Raw genomic sequence first — 15,449 nt, 5'->3', positions numbered from 1 at the left:
ACAGCCTGATTTGGATGTGCTGAGCACCTATTTATTTGTGGTTTTCGCAGTTATGTATTTTTCATTGCCACTTCCTCAATATCGGGCGCCCCACCCGCCTTACAAATACTTAAACAAATTCATTCCCTGAATCTGCATAAACGACTGCTGCGCCCCCTGCAGCGCTGTCTGCCGCTGGTAATACTCGGTGATCGCCTTCGCGTAATCCAGATCCTGCAGCCCCGACAGCGTCTGCGCATAGGTCAGGTCGCGATTGGACCCCACGTCGTCCAGCGCATCCAGTTCATTCATGCGCGAGCCCACCGATGCGCGCACGGTCAGAACGTTGTCGAGCGAGTTGGAGAACTGGCGCGTGGCGGTGGAGATGACGTTGCCAAGATGGGCCCGATCGCTGTTGTTGGGGGTGGGCTGGCGCAGCGTGTCGATCACCGTCTGCAGGTTGGCGAACATGTCGGTGCCGGCCTTGCTGGCGGGATCCATGGTCATGGTGTCGCCGTCCTTGGGGTCGCCGGTCACGTTGAAGCTGACGCCGGCGACGTCGATATGGGCTGGCGACGTGTAGGCAACGGGGCCCTTCACGACCGGTGCGGGGGTCGTGCCTGCCGACAGGTCGGTGATGGTGTATTCCATCTGGCCGCTGGCATTGGTCGCAAACTTGACCTCCATCGAGAGCCCATAGTTGGGATCGCTGGGGTTCGTGGTCGACACCGTGCCGAACGTGGCGCTGCCGGTGTTGTTGGCATTGCCCTTGACAACATAGCCGGCGCCGCCGGTCACGCTCATGAACACTTCCCGCCCGGTGTTGCCGGCGGGCATCTGGCGCGCCACATCGACCTGCAGCAGTTGCTGGCCGTTGTCGCCGATGTAGGTGCCGGGGCCCGTGCTCTGCGTGAACGGCGCGCTGCCGGAGCGGGTGCCGCCGAACAGGTACTGGCCGTTGCCGTCGTCGGAGTTGGCCAGTCCCGCCAGCTGGTTATACAGGCCTTCCAGCGCCGTGGCCAGCGAGCCGCGGTCGGCATCGCTCATGGTGCCGTTGCCGGCCTGGACCAGCAGCGTCTGGATGTTCTGCGTGACGGTGGTCACGGACTGCAGCGCGTTCTCTTCCGCGGCCAGCGCGATATTGGCCTGCTTGCGCGAGGTTGCGTACTGGCCGTTGACGGCCTGTGCCTGGCTCACGCCCAGCGCGCGGGTGGCGCCGACGGGATCGTCGGACGGCGTCAGGATGCTGCGGCCGGTGCCGAGCTGCTGCTGGATATGCAGCAGCGAGCCCTGCTGGTAGTTCATCGAAGCCAGGCCTTGCTGGTACAGGGTGGAGCTTGCAACGCGCATATTGGTTACCTCTTCTGACTCTGCTGACGCTTTTGGGTGCCGCCGCTTACCTGCCGATGCCGATGATGGTGTCGAACAGCGTGCCGGCCGTCTGGATCACCCTGGCATTGGCCTGGTACAGCTGCTGGAAGCGCAGCATCGACACAGTCTCCTCGTCCATGTTGACGCCGGACACCGATTGCTGCGCGGTCTTGATCTGCGTGGTGATGCTGTCCTGCGAGGCCGAGGCGATCTTGACCGACTTGGCGCGCGTGCCGACGTCGTTGACCAGCTGCGCGTAGCCTTCGCTGAAGCTGGACACGCCGCCGATAGTCTTGGCGTTCTGCAGCTTGGCCAGCGCCAGCATGTTGCCGTTGTCCTTGACCGCGCCAGCGTTGCTGACCAGCGTGAAGGTGTCGCCGGCCTTGGGCGTGCCGCCGAAGCTGAAGGTCAGGCCGTTGAGGGTGAAGTCGGTATTGCTGCCGTTGGCTACGCCCACCGGCTGTGGCGCCATCGCGGTGCCGCCAACCTTGAAGACGTACTTGTTGAGGCTGCCGTCGAACTCGGCAGTGATATTGGCGGCCGGCAGTGTAAAGCCGGGCGCGACGTTGCTCAGGCTCGCCGTGCCGCTGCCCTTGTTCAAGGCTCCCGCTTCGACGTGTGCCGGCGATGCCGCGGCGATCCTGGCCGGGTCGCTGATCGCCATGTCGAAGCCGGTGGCGGCATTGCGCGTGGGCTGGATCGTGAACGAATCGTTGGTGCCCATCGCCGCATTGATCTCGACGGTGAAGCCGTCGGCGCTGAACTGCAGCGGATAGCTGGCGCCGCCGGCGGGCACCGGCGCGACCACTTGCTGGTTGTCGGAGAGGCGCGTCAGCGTGTAGTTGGTGCCGTCGAACTGCAGCTTGTAGTCGCTGGTGGTCAGGGCCGAGGCATTGGCGATCTTGGCCGTTGCCACCGTGGTTTTCACGGTGTTGTTGGCGTTGGGGATGGCGGTGGCACCACCCAGTGCAAACATGTCGGTGCCAATGGCGCCGTTCAGGTCAATGCCCAGCTCGTGCTGCGCATTGAAGCTCTGGCCGATCGCCAGCGACAGCCGGCCGATGGCGCTCTGCGCCGCGTCCAGGGATTCGGTGCGGAACTGCAGCAGGCCGCCCAGCGAGCCGCCGGTGATCGCGCCCGGCTCGCTCTCGAACACATTGCCGTTGGGCAGGGTATAGGCCACCACGGTACGGTTGGGATCGGCCGCCGAGGCAACCGCCTTCAGCGCGTACGCGTCATTGCCCATCACCAGCGGCTGGCCGTTACCGACGAAGACGTTGTAGGTGCCGCTGTCCTGCACCACCACCTTGGCGCCGACCAGCTTGGTCAGCTCCGCCACGGCCTGGTCGCGCTGGTCCAGCAGATCGTTGGGCGGCTGGCCGCCGGAGGCAGCCTTCAGGCGGGTGATTTCCTGGTTCAGGTTGGCAATCTGCTTGGTATACGCGTTGACCTGCGTGACGGCGGTGCCGACCTGCTCATTGACGCCCGCTTGCAGCTGCTTGAAGTAGTTGCTGGCCGAGCGCACCTGCCCCACCAGCGCCTGTCCGGCCGATAGCATGCCCTGGCGCGCTGCCGGATCGGCGGGGGTGTCGGCCACGGCCTGCACCGCCGCGAAGAACTTCTGCATCAGCGGCGCCAGGCCGCCCTTCTGGTCGGCGAGCAGGTTGTCGATCTGGGCGATCTGGTCCGAGTACGCCGCCAGCGATGCGCTGGCCGAGGTGGCGCCGCGCAGCTGGCCGGTCAGGAACTCGTCATAGACGCGGGTCACCGTGGTGGTGTTGGAGCCGAAGCCATAGAAACCCTGGCTGGTGTACTGGCCGCCGGCCGAGGCCACGATGGTGTTCTGGCGCGAATAGCCTTCGGTCGCCGAATTGGCAAAGTTGTGGCCGGTCGTCGTCAGCGCGTTCTGCGCGGTGTTCAGGCCGGAAAGACCAATACTGAAGAGAGACATTGTGCTCTGACCCCGGATGGATGGGACTGCCGCGGCGAGGGCCGGCGGTGGTGGATGTGGAAGTTATCGGCTGGTTGGGGGCGGGACTTTAGGTGTGGAAGTGGCGTTCTCCAGATCCTGCAGGTTTGCTCCCCTTATATGAACACCGCCCGGATGCCAAGGTTTGGGTTAAGTGTTTTGACGTGTTAGGTATCGGCTGCGGTCCTATATCCGGCCTTGTGCGGTGATATGACTGCGGCCTCGATGGAAGTAGCTGGGAACGTCCTAATCTCTCATGGCGGGCTTGGTGGCCCAAGGGGGTGGGGCGACGTGCCAGCAGGGCTTCAGCCCAGGCCGGCCGTTTTCTGGATCGGGTCAGCACGATGCGAGCCCCATGGATGAGCAGGCGCCGCAGGTATGGGTCGCCCCGTTTGCTGATCCCGCCCAACTGTACTTTGCCGCCAGAGCCCGACTGTCTTGGCACCAGACCCAAGCTTGCCGCGAAGGCTCTGCCTGAGCGGAAGGCTTGGGCAGAGCCCATGGTCGCCACCAGGGCCGAGGCGGTAATCGGACCAATGCCCGGAATCTCTTCGACGGTCTGCCCCGCGGGATGGCTGCGCAGCCAGTTGGCGATCTCGCGCTCTATTTCCAGGATTTGCTCATCCTCACGCCGGATTTCATCCAGTTGCCGGGCCAAGGCCGACCACAGCACAGGCGGCACGGCGTTCTCAATTTCTTCCCGACGGGCGCGTATTTCGGCCAACCCGGCGTGGCGACCTGCGGTGAAGTGCAGCCCGAATTCGCCCAGCAATCCGCGAAGCTGATTGACTCGCCGTGTACGCGTGTCGACCAGCTCGGAGCGAATCCGGTGCGAGCCCAGCAGAGCCTGCTGGGCCTCAGTCTTTACCGGCACGCTGGGCATCCCCGGTTGGAGTGCAGCCGTCCATATGGCACGCGCATCGGCAGCATCAGTCTTGTTGGTGCGTACGAACGAGCGGACATAGCGCGGATTGAGCAGGGTGGCTTGATCCCCAAACTTTGGATCTTGCGCGCCCACCAGTGTGAGCCGCCGCAAGCCTCCAGGGCAAAGTGACCGGCCGGACAGTTGGACAGAAACTGAATCAGCCGGGGCTGGGAGAAGCGTTGGTTATGGATCTGGCCAGTCGAGGGGTCTACCCAATACATCTGGAAAACCGACTTTGCAATATCCAGTCCGTATGTCGTAGCATTCATTCGGGCTCTCCTTACCTCAAGTGATTGGTCGAACTTTCACCTTGGCACATCGATGCCGTCGGTCAAGCGAGAGCCCCTTTGCATTTCCGGCCGAGTGCCTACGCTAGCCCCGAAGGGCGGCGGTGTTCATACCATCTCTCCCGCTTGCGGGAGAGGGGCCGGGGGAGAGGGTAGGCCTGTGCCTCGCGATATCCTCTCTTGCAAGGGACGCTCCTGCCCTCTCCCCCACCCCTCTCCCGCCAGGCGGGAGAGGGGTGCCGCGACCATACGGTGTCAGCTACGGCCGGCGCTAGGGCAACACCCCTGCCCTCAGGCCGCCACCTTCTTCATGATCTTCACCAGCTTGTGCCCGTACGCCGGATCGGTGGCATAGCCCGCGCGCTGCAGGCCATGCGCCGCCTCTTCAGCAGACGCCGCGCTGACCACGCCCGCGTAACGCGGGTTGTTCGTCAGCAGGCGGGCATAGTCGGCACAAGCCTCGTCATACGAGCCATAGGCACGGAACTTCGCCCGCACCTTCTGCGGCTGCCCGTCGACATATTCCGTGGTGGTGATCTCCGCCACGCGCCCCTTCCAGCTGGCGCCGGCCTTGATGCCGAAGACATTGAAGGTGGTAGAGCCGTCGGCGTGCGTGATCTCGCGCTGGCCCCAGCCGGATTCCAGCGCGGCCTGGCCTACGATCAGCCGCGCCGGCACGCCGCTGGCGCGCGCGGCGGCTTCCGCGGGTCCGGCCATGCGGGCGACAAAGGCGCTGACGTGGGCCGGCGCGTCGTCCGGCAGCCGTCCCAGCTTGTCCTCACCCTGGCCGCGGTCCGCGTACCACTGCGGCTGGTACTGGCGCAGGCCGGCCGTGGGATTCCAGTTCTGCCCCGGCACGATGGTACCGAGCGCCGGCAGGTCGGCCTGCTCGCCGGCGTCGGCCGGGACCGCCCCGGCGCCGCGGCTGTCGAGCAGCCTTGCCATCTCGGCATCGGCCGCCTTGCCTGACTCGGCCGGGCTCATGGCGCTCATGCCGGCCGGCATCGCCGTGCCCGTGGCACGCGCCAGCTGGCGCACCATCACATCGGCCAGGCCGATCCCGCGCGACGACATCTGCTGCGCAAGCTGCTGGTCCATCATCGACATATAGAGCTTGCTCTGCTCGTTGTCGAAGAGGCCGTCCTGCGGCGTGGCATCGCGCATGCTCTTGAGCACCATCTGCGTGAACACCGCCTCGAACTGCTTGGCGACGGCTTGCAGCGTATTGGCGTCGGCGCCGCCGCGCGCGCTGCGCTTGAGCGCCTCGAAGCCCTGCGTGTCCAGCGCGAAGCGCTGCGTCAGCTCCGCCGCCTGCGGGGGTCGTGCCGTGTTCATGGTCAGATCACTTCCAGCTCGGCACGCAGCGCCCCGGCCGCGCGCATGGCTTCCAGGATGGTCTGCAGGTCGGCCGGAGTTGCGCCCAGCGCGTTCAGCCCCTTGACCACGGCGGCCAGCGAGGCGCCCGCCTTGACGATCTGCAGCGAGCCGCCCTGCTGCTTCATGTCGATCTGCGACACCGGCGCCACCACCGTCCGCCCTTCGCTAAATGGCGCGGGCTGGCTGATCACGGGTTGCGTGTTGATCACCACCGACAGGTTGCCGTGCGCGACCGCACAGTCTTCCACGGTCACGGCCTGGTTCATCACGATGGAGCCGGTGCGGGCGTTCAGGATCACCTTGGCCGCGGCCTTGGCCGGGGTCACGTCGATGTTCTCTATGCGGGCCAGGAAGCCCACGCGCGCGGCCGCCGACGCCGGCGCACGCACCTGCACCACGCGCCCGTCCAGCGCCGCGGCAACGCCGCCGCCCATGGAGCGGTTGATGGCTTCCACCACGCGCTCGGCGGTGCCGAAATCGGTATCCTTCAGTTCCAGGTTGAGCACGCCGCCATCTGGCTGGAACGGCGCCACCGCGCGCTCCACGATCGCGCCGTTGGCGATGCGCCCCACCGCCAGCTGGTTGATCTGAACCTTGCTGCCGTTGGCCGACGCCCCCGCGCCGCCCACCAGCATATTGCCCTGGGCGATGGCATAGACCTGGCCGTCGGCGCCCTTGAGCGGGGTCATCAGCAGCGTGCCGCCGCGCAGGCTCTTGGCATTGCCCATCGACGACACCACGATGTCCAGCTGGCTGCCGGGCTGCGCGAACGCGGGCAGCGAGGCGGTCACCATCACCGCCGCCACGTTCTTGAGCTGCATGTTCTTGCCGGCCGGCAGCGTGATCCCCAGCTGCGAGAGCATGTTGGTCAGGCTCTGCGTGGTGAACGGCGTCTGCATGGTCTGGTCGCCGGTGTTGTCCAGGCCGACCACCAGGCCGTAGCCCACCAGCGGGTTCTCGCGCACGCCCTGGAACGTGGCCAGGTTCTTCAGGCGTTCGGCCTTGGCAACGGTGGCAAAGGCTCCGAAGGCCACGCCCAGCGCCAGGCTGATCACGCTCAGGCGCAGCAGGCGGGACAGAAAACGGGCGAGCATGGGAGCGGACATGGCGCGGTCAGAACGGAGAAACATTGAGGAAGAAGCGCTGCAGCCAGCCCATGTTCTGCGCTTCGTCGATCACGCCCTTGGCGGTGTATTCGATGCGCGCATCGGCGACCTGCGTCGACAGCACGGCGTTGTCGCCGGTGATCGTGCGCGGATTGACCACGCCGGAGAAGCGGATGAACTCGGCGCCCTGGTTGATGGCCATCTGCTTTTCGCCGGAGACCACCAGGTTGCCGTTGGTCAGCACCTCCAGCACGGTCACGGTGATGGTGCCGTTGAAGGTATTGGCCGCGCTGGCGCCGCCGCTGGCCTTCATGGTGTTGGCGCCGTTGATGCTGGCGTTGCTGCTGCTGTTGAACAGGCCGCTGAGCGCGCGCGGCACGGCGTCGAACGCCAGCGCGGTGTTGCCGGTGCGGCTGGCATTGGTGCCGGAATTCTTGCTGGCGTTGACGTTCTCCGTGATCAGGATCGTCAGGATGTCGCCCACATAGCGCGGACGCCGGTCCTCGAACAGCGGGTTGCCGGCGTAGGACGACTGGTAGATCGAGCCGGAAGCCGGGCCCATCGGCCGCGGCTCTGCGCGCGCGGTGGTGGGCAGTTGCACCAGCGGCTCGCGCGGCATCAGCGCGCAGCCGCCGCTGGCCAGCATTGCCACGCCGGCCAGGCAAACCAGCGCATGCGCGCCTAGGCGGGAAAGCAAGGTGGCCATGTTCACACCAATCAACCCAGTTGCGACAGGCGCTGCAGCATCTGGTCGGATGCCTGCACGGCCTTGCTGTTGATCTCATACGCGCGCTGCGTCTGGATCATGCTGACCAGTTCTTCCACCACGTTCACGTTGGACGCTTCCACGTAGTTCTGCTGCACCACGCCAGCGCCGTTCAGGCCCGGCACGGTGGTGTTGGGCGCGCCCGAGGCATCGGTCTGCACGTACAGGTTCTCGCCCATGCTTTCCAGGCCGGCTGGGTTCATGAAGGTGGCCAGCTGCAGCTGCCCCACCTGCACGTTGGCGCTGGAGCCCGGCTGCGTCACCGACACGGTGCCGTCGCGCGCGATGGTCATCGACAGCGTATTGGCCGGAATGGTGATGGCGGGCTGGATCACGAAGCCGCTGGAGGTCACCAGCTGGCCGTTCTGGTCCACCTGGAACGAGCCGTCGCGCGTGTATGCGGTGGTGCCGTCGGGCAGCGCCACCTGGAAGAAGCCCTGGCCCAGGATGGCCACGTCCTTGGCATTGCCGGTCTGCTGCGGGTTGCCCTGGGTGTGGATGCGCTCGGTGGCCACGGGGCGCACGCCGGTGCCCAGCTGCATGCCGGAAGGCAGCGTGGTCTGGTCCGACGACAGCGCGCCGGGCTGGCGGATGGTCTGGTACATCAGTTCCTCGAACACCGCGCGGCCGCGCTTGAAGCCGTTGGTCGACACGTTGGCCAGGTTGTTCGAGATCACGTCCATCTGCGTCTGCTGCGCATCGAGGCCGGTCTTGGCAATCCAGAGAGAGCGGATCATGGTGGTCCTTGCGTTGGTCCTGGCACGGCGCGCCGTGCCGGTCAGTCATTCAGGTCAGTTGGTCGAGAGCAGCTGGTTGGCGCGCTGCTCGTTGCCGTCGGCGCCCTGGATCATCTTCATCTGCATCTCGAAGCGGCGGGCATTGGCAATCATCTCGACCATGGCTTCGGTCGGGTTGACGTTGCTGCCTTCCAGAGCGCCCGAGATCACGCGCACAGTGGGATCGGCCTCCAGCGGCTGGGCGCCGGGGCGCAGGCGGAACAGGCCGTCATCGCCGCGCGCGATGGCGTCGTTGGGCGGGTTGACCACGCGCAGCCGGCCCACCGGCGCCAGGCCGGCGGAGGCTTCGCCGGGGCCGCGCGCGGTGATGGTGCCGTCGGTGCCGATGGTTACCTGCGAGCCTGGCGGCACCGCCAGCGGACCGCCGTCGCCCATCACCGGCAGGCCGGAGATGGTCTGCACCTGGCCGTCCTGCGCCACCTGCAGCGCGCCGGCACGGGTGTAGGCCTCGGTGCCGTCCGGTGCCTGCACCACCAGCCAGCCATTGCCCTGCAGCGCTACATCCAGCGTGCGGCCGGTGTAGGTCAGCGGACCGGCGCGCATGTCGGCGCCGGGGGTCGAGGCCAGCGTAAAGGCGCGCGTCCCCGCCTCCGGCCCCACCACCGGCACCGCGCGGTACAGGTTGACCTGCGCGCGGAAGGCCGGCGTGGAGACGTTGGCGAGGTTGTTCGATACCGCCGCTTGCTGGTCGAGTATCTGCTTGGCGCCCGACAGGGCAGTGTAGATCATGCGGTCCATGGCGGCGGCTCAGCTCAGCGTGGCGGTCACAGGTTGACCAGGGTCTGCATGACCGTGTCCTGCGCCTTGATGGTCTGCGCATTGGCCTGGTAGTTGCGCTGCGCAACGATCAGGTTGACCAGCTGGCCGGACAGGTCCACGTTGGAAGCTTCCACCGCATTGGAGCGCAGCGTGCCCATGCTGCCGCCGGCCGTACCGACCAGCGCCTGGCCGGAGGCACCGGTGGCCGACCACACGTTGTCGCCCTCCGGCTTCAGGCCTTCGACGTTGCCGAATGCGGCCATCACGATCTGGCCGAGCGGCTTGGTCTGCTCGTTGGAATAGCTGCCGGTGATGGTGCCGTCGCCATTGACCGAGAAGCCCAGCAGGCTGCCCGAGGTGTAGCCGTTCTGGCTGAGCTGCTTGACGTCGTTGTCGGCGCCGAACTGGGTGGTGCCGGTCAGGTCCAGCGCCATCGTCATGGCCTGCGCGCCGTTGGCGGCCGGCTGGGTCAGGGTCACGGCATTGGCCGCGGGCGACTTCAGCGCGCCGGCGTTGTCGAACGCGAGCGTGAGCGGTGCGCCGCCGACCGGGTTGCCGTTGACGTCGGTGACATACATCTTCCAGTCAGTGCCGCCGCCAACAGTGGGCGCGCCCCCTGACTTGGCGAAGTACGCCATCAGCTGCTGCTTGTTGCCCAGCGAGTCATAGACGTTGATCGCCGTGCTGTAGTTGAACATGCTGCTGTCGGGCGCGGGCGTCGTCGCCGGCGGCACGGCTGCCGTCGGGAACGGATTGGCCGGCACCTTGCTGCGCGAATCCAGCTGGAACTTGGCCGTGATGTTGCTGGTGGCCTTGGGTTCCATCTGCGCGTTGCTGACCACCAGCGGCTGCGGCTGCACACCGGCACCGCCGGCCACGCCGGCGGGATAGCCGGTCACCTGCAGGCCCTGCATATTGGTGATGCGGCCGTCTTCCTGGCGCTGGAACTGGCCGTTGCGCGAGTAGTAGACCGCGCCTTCCGGGCTGGTCAGGCGGAAGAAGCCGTTGCCGTTGGTGATGGCCACGTCCAGCGCACGCCCGGAGGCTTCGATATTGCCCTGGTTGAAGGACTGCACCACCGAGTTCACGCGCACGCCCAGGCCGATCTTGGTGCCCGCGTAGATGTCGGCAAACTGCGCGGCCGATTGCTTGTAGCCAACCGTGTTGGCATTGGCGATGTTGTTGCCAATCACGTCCAGATTGGACGCGGCGGCGTTCAGGCCGCTTACCCCTTGACCGAAACCCATGATTGCTTCCTTTTGACTAGGCTGTCATTGAAGCCGGCCGGCGCCTGTGCGCTGCCGGCACCTGCGTTTTAGAGAATGCGCCGTACGTCGTCGACGTTCGCGGTCTGTCCGTCGCCCAGGTCCACCAGCACGCCGCTGGCGTCGCCGCTGATGCTCTGGACCTTGCCGTAGACCAGCGCCACCGGCTGCACCGAGGTGCCGTTGGCGGTGGCGGTCACCTTGAAGGTGTAGTCGCCGTCGGCCACGGCCGCGCCGGCGTTGTTCTTGCCGTCCCATGCGACGTTGTGCACGCCCGCGGTCTGCCCCTTCATGTCGATGGTGCGCACCACGTTGCCGTCCTTGTCGAGCACGTCGACGGTGACCGCATCCGCGGTCGACGGCAGGTCCAGGCCAAACTTGCCCGGTACGCCGCCTGCCACCGACACCTGCTTGCCCGGCACCATCACGGTATGGCCGATCAGCGCCGCGGAGTCCATGGCGCGGCTGGCGCTGACCTGCGACAGCAACTGCGACAGGGTGGCGTTCATGGTCTGCATGCCGCTGACCGTGCTGATCTGCGCCAGCTGCGAGGTCAGCTGCGCGTTGTCCATCGGGTTGAGCGGGTCCTGGTTGTTCATCTGCGTGACGAGCATGGTCAGGAAGTTGTTCTGCAGCTCGGACGCGCTGGCGCTGCCGCTCTTGAGGGCATCGTTGATACCCTGGGTGTTGCTGTTGCTGCCTACCGCGGAGGTGGTTGTCATGTCGGTTCGTTGTCTGCGTGCGGGTGGAGGCGTTGCCGATACAGGCCGGGGCTTGTCACTGGCCGATCGTCAGCGTCTTGAGCATCATGTTCTTGGCGGTGTTGAGCACTTCCACGTTGGCCTGGTAGGAGCGCGAGGCCGAGATCATGTTGACCATCTCTTCCACCGGGTTGACGTTGGGCATCACCACATAGCCCTGGGCATTGGCCATGGGGTGCGTAGGGTTGTGCACCATGCGCGGCGGCGACGGGTCTTCCGACACGCCTCGCACCTGCACGCCGCCGATGTCCGTCTGCCCCGGCGTGGGCGCCATGCCGAACACGACCTGCTTGGCGCGATAGGCCTGGCCGTCGGGGCTGACCACGCTGTCGGCATTGGCCAGGTTGGAGGCGGTCACGTTCATGCGCTGCGACTGCGCGGCCATGGCCGAGCCCGCGACGTCGAAGATGTTCATTGCCGGCATGCGCTCTCTCCCTTACTGCTCGATTTATTGCTGGATCGCGGCCAGCATGGTCTTGATCTTCGAATTCATCACCGTCAGGCCGGACTCGAAGTGCACGGCGTTGTCGGCAAAGGCCACGCGCTCGGTATCCATTTCCACGGTGTTGCCGTCGACGCTGGACTGCAGCGGGATGCGGTAGGCCAGGTCGAATTCCTCGCGCCCCGGGGCCTGCGCGGGCAGATGGCGTATCGAGGTGGTGGACAGCGACATGCCTTCATTGCGGTGGCCGCGTTCGACGCTCTGCGCCAGCGTGCTGGAAAAATCAAAGTCGCGCGCCTTGTAGCCGGGCGTGTCCGCGTGCGCGATGTTGGAGGCAATCACCGACTGCCGCTGGTTGCGCAGGCTCAGCGCTTCCTGCTGGAAACGTAGTGCCGCGTCGAGTCTGTCAATCATCTGGCATCTCCCTGCTCACATGAACGGAGCGAACGACCTTCTTCAGGGTTGCCATCTTAGGCGGCGACCTGTCACGCCAATCGGATGAATAAGGACGGGAAATCCATGCATTTCGGCCTGCCCTCGCGCGAGGGGCTGCCTACAATGGGACCCCGATGACAGATGTAAACGGGCGCGCGGCCAGTCACGGGGCGGTGCGCCAGGCATGCCATCCATGCCGTGCCGTCCTTGCCGGGAAGTCCAGATGAAACAGAATCGCCGCAACGCCCGCAGCCTGGCGCAAGACCTGCTGGCGGCCTGCCTGCTTGGGCCGGCCGCCGCCGGTGCCGCGCCGGCGCAGGTCATGTCCGTCGCCATGCAGGCGCCGGCCGCGCACGGCCAGCAGCAGGCTGCTTATGCAGGCAACCCCGCTGCCAACCCCGCTGCCAACCCCGCTGCCAGCCCCTTTGCCGAAGACCCCGCGCGCGTTGCCGTCGAACGCTTCCTGCTGCAGCAGACCGCCGGCCTGCCGGGCAAGGTCAGCGTGCAGGTGGCGCCGCCTTCGGGCGGCCGCGCGCCGGATTGCCTTGCGCCCGACCCGTTCCTGCCCGCCGGCACGTCGACGTGGGGCCGCGTCTCCGTCGGCGTGCGCTGCGGCGGCGAGCGGCCGTGGGTGCGCTACATGCAGGCGCGCGTGTCGGTGCTGACCGATTACTACGTCGCCGCACGCGCGCTGGGCCCGGGCGAGCCGGTCAGCCAGGCCGATATCGAAGTCCGCCAGGGCGACCTGGGCACGCTGCCACGCGCGGTGATCACCGATCCGGCGCAGCTTGCCGGCGCGGTCACCGCCAACCGTATTGCCGCGGGCTCGCCGATACGCGCCGACCTGCTGCGCAAGGCCATCGCCGTGCGCCAGGGCCAGACCGTCACCGTGGCCGTGGAGGGCGATGCCTTCCAGATCACCAGCGAAGGCAAGGTGCTGGCCGATGCCGCCACCGGCAACACCGTGCAGGTACGCCTGCGCAGCGGCCAGGTGGTCAACGGGCTGGTACGCAGCGGCGACACCGTGGTGCTGCAGTAGCCCACCGTAAGTGCCTTGATCGTGGCCAAAAGACTGGAAACCCGTGGCAAGCGGCATGCGAAAATGCCGCCGAAACCGCTGCGCGGCGAAATCGGGGCGAGCGCCCTAAAGAATTCGCCGGCGCGACCGTAATGCCATAGGAAACCAGCAAGGAACGCCCCGTGAAGATCAACCACACCGCCTCGTCCCGGCCCGCCGACGCCCCCGCGGGCGACGCCGCCGCCCGGCCCCAGGCCGCGCCGGCCAGCGCCGCGGCGCCGTCCGCCGGCCTGAGCGTCAGCCCGCTGGCCGCCCAGGTACGCGACATCAGCGCCCGCCTGATGCAGCCCACGGACGACGATATCGACACCGCCAAGGTCGAAGAGATCCGCCAGGCCATCGCCGAGGGCCGGATCAGGATCGACCCGGGCAAGATTGCCGACGGCCTGCTCGCGACCCTGCGCGAGCTTGGCCAGGCCGAACCCCGCTAGCCCAAATGAACCAGAGCCTGATCCAGTCCCTGCAGCGCGAAACCGAAGGCATCCAGGCCTTCGGCCAACTCCTCGCCGAAGAGCGCGACGCCCTCAAGCGGGGCGACTTCCAGTCCCTGAGCGGACTGCTGACGCGCAAGGTTGAACTGGGCCAGGCCCTGTCCCGCCAGCTCAAGGCCCGCGAAGCCCAGATGGGCACGCTGGGCCTGCGCGCCGGCCCCGAAGGCCAGCTGCTCGGCCGCCAGGTCGACCCGGCCGTGGCCGACGCCTGGCGCCAGCTGATCTTCGCCGCCCGCACCGCGCGCGACGGCAACGCCCTGAACGGCGCCGTCGTCAACGCCCACCTCGACTTCACCCGCGAAGCCATCCAGGCGCTGCGCCAGCATAGTGGCGGGGATGCGGGGTTGTATGGGAAGGATGGGAAGGCTGCGGCTGGAGCGGGTGGGGTGAGTCTGGCGGCGGGTTGAAGCTATCGCCTGATGTTCCGTTCTTTCCTACCGAAACCCCACCACCAACTCATTGCTGCGCCCCTGCAGCACCGGCACCAGGCTACCCTGCCCCGGCACCCGGAACGCGAATACAAAGCCCTTGGTGGCATCATCCCCGAAGAACGCATCGGTCTTGCCTTCCGCCTGCGGCAGCAGCACGCAGCGCTGGGCATTGCAGAGATAGGCTTGCAGTTCCAGGGGTGGGGTTTTGGCGAAGCTGTAGCGCCAGCGCACCGACGTGATGACCCCTTCTGACTGCGGCAAGACGCCGATGGGCAGGATCGGCGGCGACACAGCACGCTGTCCGCGGCCGTAGAGTGCCGGCCCGTTGACCGATCCGGTCCAGGCATGGCGGGTGCCGCCCTCGATGGCGGCCCAGGCGCAGGCCGATACGGCAGCCAGCAGGCAGCAAGCGCCGCGCGCGGCGCGGCCCATCCTCTGCATCACAGCAAGCCGCGCAACTGGTTGCGCAGCCGCGTGATCGCCTGGCCGCGGATCTGGCACACGCGCGACTCGGTCACATCGAGCACCGCGCCGATCTCGCGCAGGTTCAGCTCCTGGTCGTAGCACAGCGACAGCACCAGCTTCTCGCGCTCGGGCAGCCGGTCGATGGCGCGGATCAGCGCCTCGCGCATGCCGCTTTCCATCAGCACGGTCAGCGGGTTGCCGTCATCGCTGCCGCCAAGGTGCCGGTCCAGGAAGTCTTCTTCGCCGGAGCGCTCGAAATCCTCGTAGTGCAGTAGCTGGCAACCATAGACCTCATTGAGCAGCAACTGGTATTCGTCCAGCGCCATCTCCATGGCCTCGGCCACTTCGGAGTCGACCGGCGCGCGCCCGAGCTTCTGCTCCAGCCCTCGCTGCGTGCGCTCGATGCGCCGGGTGAACTGGCGCAGGCTGCGCGACTGCCAGTCGTTGGCGCGCACCTCGTCAAGCATGGCGCCGCGGATGCGCTGGCTGGCATAGGTCTCAAAGCGCGCGCCGTGGGTGTCTTCATAGCGCTTGGCGGCATCCAGCAGGCCGATCATGCCGGCCTGGATCAGGTCGTCGATCTGCACGCTGGCAGGCAGCCTGGCGGCCAGTTGCAGAGCGATGCGGCGCACCAGCTGTGCATGCGCCTTGACCACATCGGCCTGTTCGAGCTTTCCCTGGATCGTGTACATGGTGCAATTCTCGTGAATGCTGGATTGCTGGACCGCCACAACGTGGGCGGGGG

General features: G+C 66.7%; 16 protein-coding genes and 1 pseudogene. 3 read left to right on the top strand and 14 right to left on the bottom strand.

Going from position 1 to position 15,449, the window contains the following annotated elements; genetic code table 11:
• Window positions 1–99 precede the first annotated feature (99 nt).
• From flgL to flgB, 12 genes and pseudogenes are all read right to left on the bottom strand, one after another.
• Window positions 100–1,329 carry a flagellar hook-associated protein FlgL gene (gene flgL, locus CNE_RS19400; protein ID WP_013951966.1) on the bottom strand — a complete coding sequence of 410 codons (1,230 nt, stop codon included), beginning with the start codon at window positions 1,327–1,329 and terminating at the stop codon, window positions 100–102.
• 46 nt (window positions 1,330–1,375) lie between these two features.
• On the bottom strand, window positions 1,376–3,301 hold the full coding sequence (flgK, locus tag CNE_RS19395; RefSeq protein WP_013951965.1) for a flagellar hook-associated protein FlgK: 1,926 nt from the start codon (window positions 3,299–3,301) through the stop codon (window positions 1,376–1,378).
• Window positions 3,302–3,497: 196 nt separating this feature from the next.
• Window positions 3,498–4,513 (bottom strand): annotated as a pseudogene (locus CNE_RS39305) (IS110 family RNA-guided transposase); the annotation flags it as partial.
• 309 nt (window positions 4,514–4,822) lie between these two features.
• Window positions 4,823–5,866 carry a flagellar assembly peptidoglycan hydrolase FlgJ gene (gene flgJ / locus CNE_RS19385; RefSeq protein ID WP_013951963.1) on the bottom strand — a complete coding sequence of 348 codons (1,044 nt, stop codon included), beginning with the start codon at window positions 5,864–5,866 and terminating at the stop codon, window positions 4,823–4,825.
• A gap of 2 nt (window positions 5,867–5,868) precedes the next feature.
• Complete coding sequence (locus CNE_RS19380; protein ID WP_013951962.1) at window positions 5,869–7,038, bottom strand: flagellar basal body P-ring protein FlgI; 1,170 nt, start codon at window positions 7,036–7,038, stop codon at window positions 5,869–5,871.
• On the bottom strand, window positions 7,022–7,720 hold the full coding sequence (flgH, locus tag CNE_RS19375; protein ID WP_013951961.1) for a flagellar basal body L-ring protein FlgH: 699 nt from the start codon (window positions 7,718–7,720) through the stop codon (window positions 7,022–7,024). The genes CNE_RS19380 and flgH overlap by 17 nt, the downstream gene beginning before the upstream one ends.
• 11 nt (window positions 7,721–7,731) lie before the next feature.
• The gene (gene flgG, locus CNE_RS19370; protein ID WP_010812663.1) at window positions 7,732–8,517 is read right to left on the bottom strand and encodes a flagellar basal-body rod protein FlgG; all 786 of its coding nucleotides are present in this window, start codon (window positions 8,515–8,517) and stop codon (window positions 7,732–7,734) included.
• A 54-nt stretch (window positions 8,518–8,571) separates the two neighbouring features.
• A complete protein-coding gene (locus CNE_RS19365) occupies window positions 8,572–9,315 on the bottom strand; it encodes a flagellar basal body rod protein FlgF (protein WP_013951960.1) in 744 nt (247 codons plus the stop codon).
• 26 nt (window positions 9,316–9,341) lie between these two features.
• Window positions 9,342–10,583 (bottom strand): flagellar hook protein FlgE, encoded by a 1,242-nt coding sequence (gene flgE, locus CNE_RS19360; RefSeq protein ID WP_013951959.1) that lies wholly within the window; start codon window positions 10,581–10,583, stop codon window positions 9,342–9,344.
• A 68-nt stretch (window positions 10,584–10,651) separates the two neighbouring features.
• Complete coding sequence (flgD, locus tag CNE_RS19355) at window positions 10,652–11,323, bottom strand: flagellar hook assembly protein FlgD (RefSeq protein WP_013951958.1); 672 nt, start codon at window positions 11,321–11,323, stop codon at window positions 10,652–10,654.
• A gap of 55 nt (window positions 11,324–11,378) precedes the next feature.
• Entirely contained in the window at window positions 11,379–11,786 is a 408-nt protein-coding gene (flgC, locus tag CNE_RS19350) for a flagellar basal body rod protein FlgC (protein ID WP_010812667.1), read from the bottom strand.
• Window positions 11,787–11,810: 24 nt separating this feature from the next.
• A complete protein-coding gene (flgB, locus tag CNE_RS19345) occupies window positions 11,811–12,218 on the bottom strand; it encodes a flagellar basal body rod protein FlgB (RefSeq protein WP_013951957.1) in 408 nt (135 codons plus the stop codon).
• 244 nt (window positions 12,219–12,462) lie between these two features.
• On the opposite strand from flgB, the gene flgA reads away from it, so the two are divergent.
• The 3 genes from flgA to CNE_RS19330 all read left to right on the top strand — a co-directional run bounded on the left by flgA (window position 12,463) and on the right by CNE_RS19330 (window position 14,215).
• Window positions 12,463–13,278 carry a flagellar basal body P-ring formation chaperone FlgA gene (gene flgA / locus CNE_RS19340; protein ID WP_013951956.1) on the top strand — a complete coding sequence of 272 codons (816 nt, stop codon included), beginning with the start codon at window positions 12,463–12,465 and terminating at the stop codon, window positions 13,276–13,278.
• A 161-nt stretch (window positions 13,279–13,439) separates the two neighbouring features.
• Complete coding sequence (gene flgM / locus CNE_RS19335; RefSeq protein ID WP_013951955.1) at window positions 13,440–13,748, top strand: flagellar biosynthesis anti-sigma factor FlgM; 309 nt, start codon at window positions 13,440–13,442, stop codon at window positions 13,746–13,748.
• A gap of 5 nt (window positions 13,749–13,753) precedes the next feature.
• Window positions 13,754–14,215, top strand: a complete 462-nt coding sequence (locus CNE_RS19330) for a flagellar protein FlgN (RefSeq protein ID WP_013951954.1) — start codon at window positions 13,754–13,756, stop codon at window positions 14,213–14,215.
• A gap of 27 nt (window positions 14,216–14,242) precedes the next feature.
• On the opposite strand, the gene CNE_RS19325 is transcribed toward CNE_RS19330, so the two are convergent.
• Window positions 14,243–14,680 (bottom strand): flagellar protein FlhE, encoded by a 438-nt coding sequence (locus tag CNE_RS19325; RefSeq protein ID WP_041228771.1) that lies wholly within the window; start codon window positions 14,678–14,680, stop codon window positions 14,243–14,245.
• A complete protein-coding gene (locus tag CNE_RS19320; RefSeq protein ID WP_013951952.1) occupies window positions 14,680–15,396 on the bottom strand; it encodes an RNA polymerase sigma factor FliA in 717 nt (238 codons plus the stop codon). The genes CNE_RS19325 and CNE_RS19320 overlap by 1 nt, the downstream gene beginning before the upstream one ends.
• Between the last annotated feature and the right edge of the window lie 53 nt (window positions 15,397–15,449).

The organism is Cupriavidus necator N-1, from assembly GCF_000219215.1.
In the GTDB taxonomy this organism is placed as follows: domain Bacteria; phylum Pseudomonadota; class Gammaproteobacteria; order Burkholderiales; family Burkholderiaceae; genus Cupriavidus; species Cupriavidus necator.
This window is presented reverse-complemented; position numbering and strand designations above follow the sequence as displayed.

Coding starts and splice junctions, on each gene's coding strand:
- flgL (WP_013951966.1), bottom strand. CDS start 1,329: ATGCGCGTTGCAAGCTCCACCCTGTACCAGCAAGGCCTGGCTTCGATG.
- flgK (WP_013951965.1), bottom strand. CDS start 3,301: ATGTCTCTCTTCAGTATTGGTCTTTCCGGCCTGAACACCGCGCAGAAC.
- flgJ (WP_013951963.1), bottom strand. CDS start 5,866: ATGAACACGGCACGACCCCCGCAGGCGGCGGAGCTGACGCAGCGCTTC.
- CNE_RS19380 (WP_013951962.1), bottom strand. CDS start 7,038: ATGTTTCTCCGTTCTGACCGCGCCATGTCCGCTCCCATGCTCGCCCGT.
- flgH (WP_013951961.1), bottom strand. CDS start 7,720: ATGGCCACCTTGCTTTCCCGCCTAGGCGCGCATGCGCTGGTTTGCCTG.
- flgG (WP_010812663.1), bottom strand. CDS start 8,517: ATGATCCGCTCTCTCTGGATTGCCAAGACCGGCCTCGATGCGCAGCAG.
- CNE_RS19365 (WP_013951960.1), bottom strand. CDS start 9,315: ATGGACCGCATGATCTACACTGCCCTGTCGGGCGCCAAGCAGATACTC.
- flgE (WP_013951959.1), bottom strand. CDS start 10,583: ATGGGTTTCGGTCAAGGGGTAAGCGGCCTGAACGCCGCCGCGTCCAAT.
- flgD (WP_013951958.1), bottom strand. CDS start 11,323: ATGACAACCACCTCCGCGGTAGGCAGCAACAGCAACACCCAGGGTATC.
- flgC (WP_010812667.1), bottom strand. CDS start 11,786: ATGCCGGCAATGAACATCTTCGACGTCGCGGGCTCGGCCATGGCCGCG.
- flgB (WP_013951957.1), bottom strand. CDS start 12,218: ATGATTGACAGACTCGACGCGGCACTACGTTTCCAGCAGGAAGCGCTG.
- flgA (WP_013951956.1), top strand. CDS start 12,463: ATGAAACAGAATCGCCGCAACGCCCGCAGCCTGGCGCAAGACCTGCTG.
- CNE_RS19330 (WP_013951954.1), top strand. CDS start 13,754: ATGAACCAGAGCCTGATCCAGTCCCTGCAGCGCGAAACCGAAGGCATC.
- CNE_RS19325 (WP_041228771.1), bottom strand. CDS start 14,680: ATGCAGAGGATGGGCCGCGCCGCGCGCGGCGCTTGCTGCCTGCTGGCT.
- CNE_RS19320 (WP_013951952.1), bottom strand. CDS start 15,396: ATGTACACGATCCAGGGAAAGCTCGAACAGGCCGATGTGGTCAAGGCG.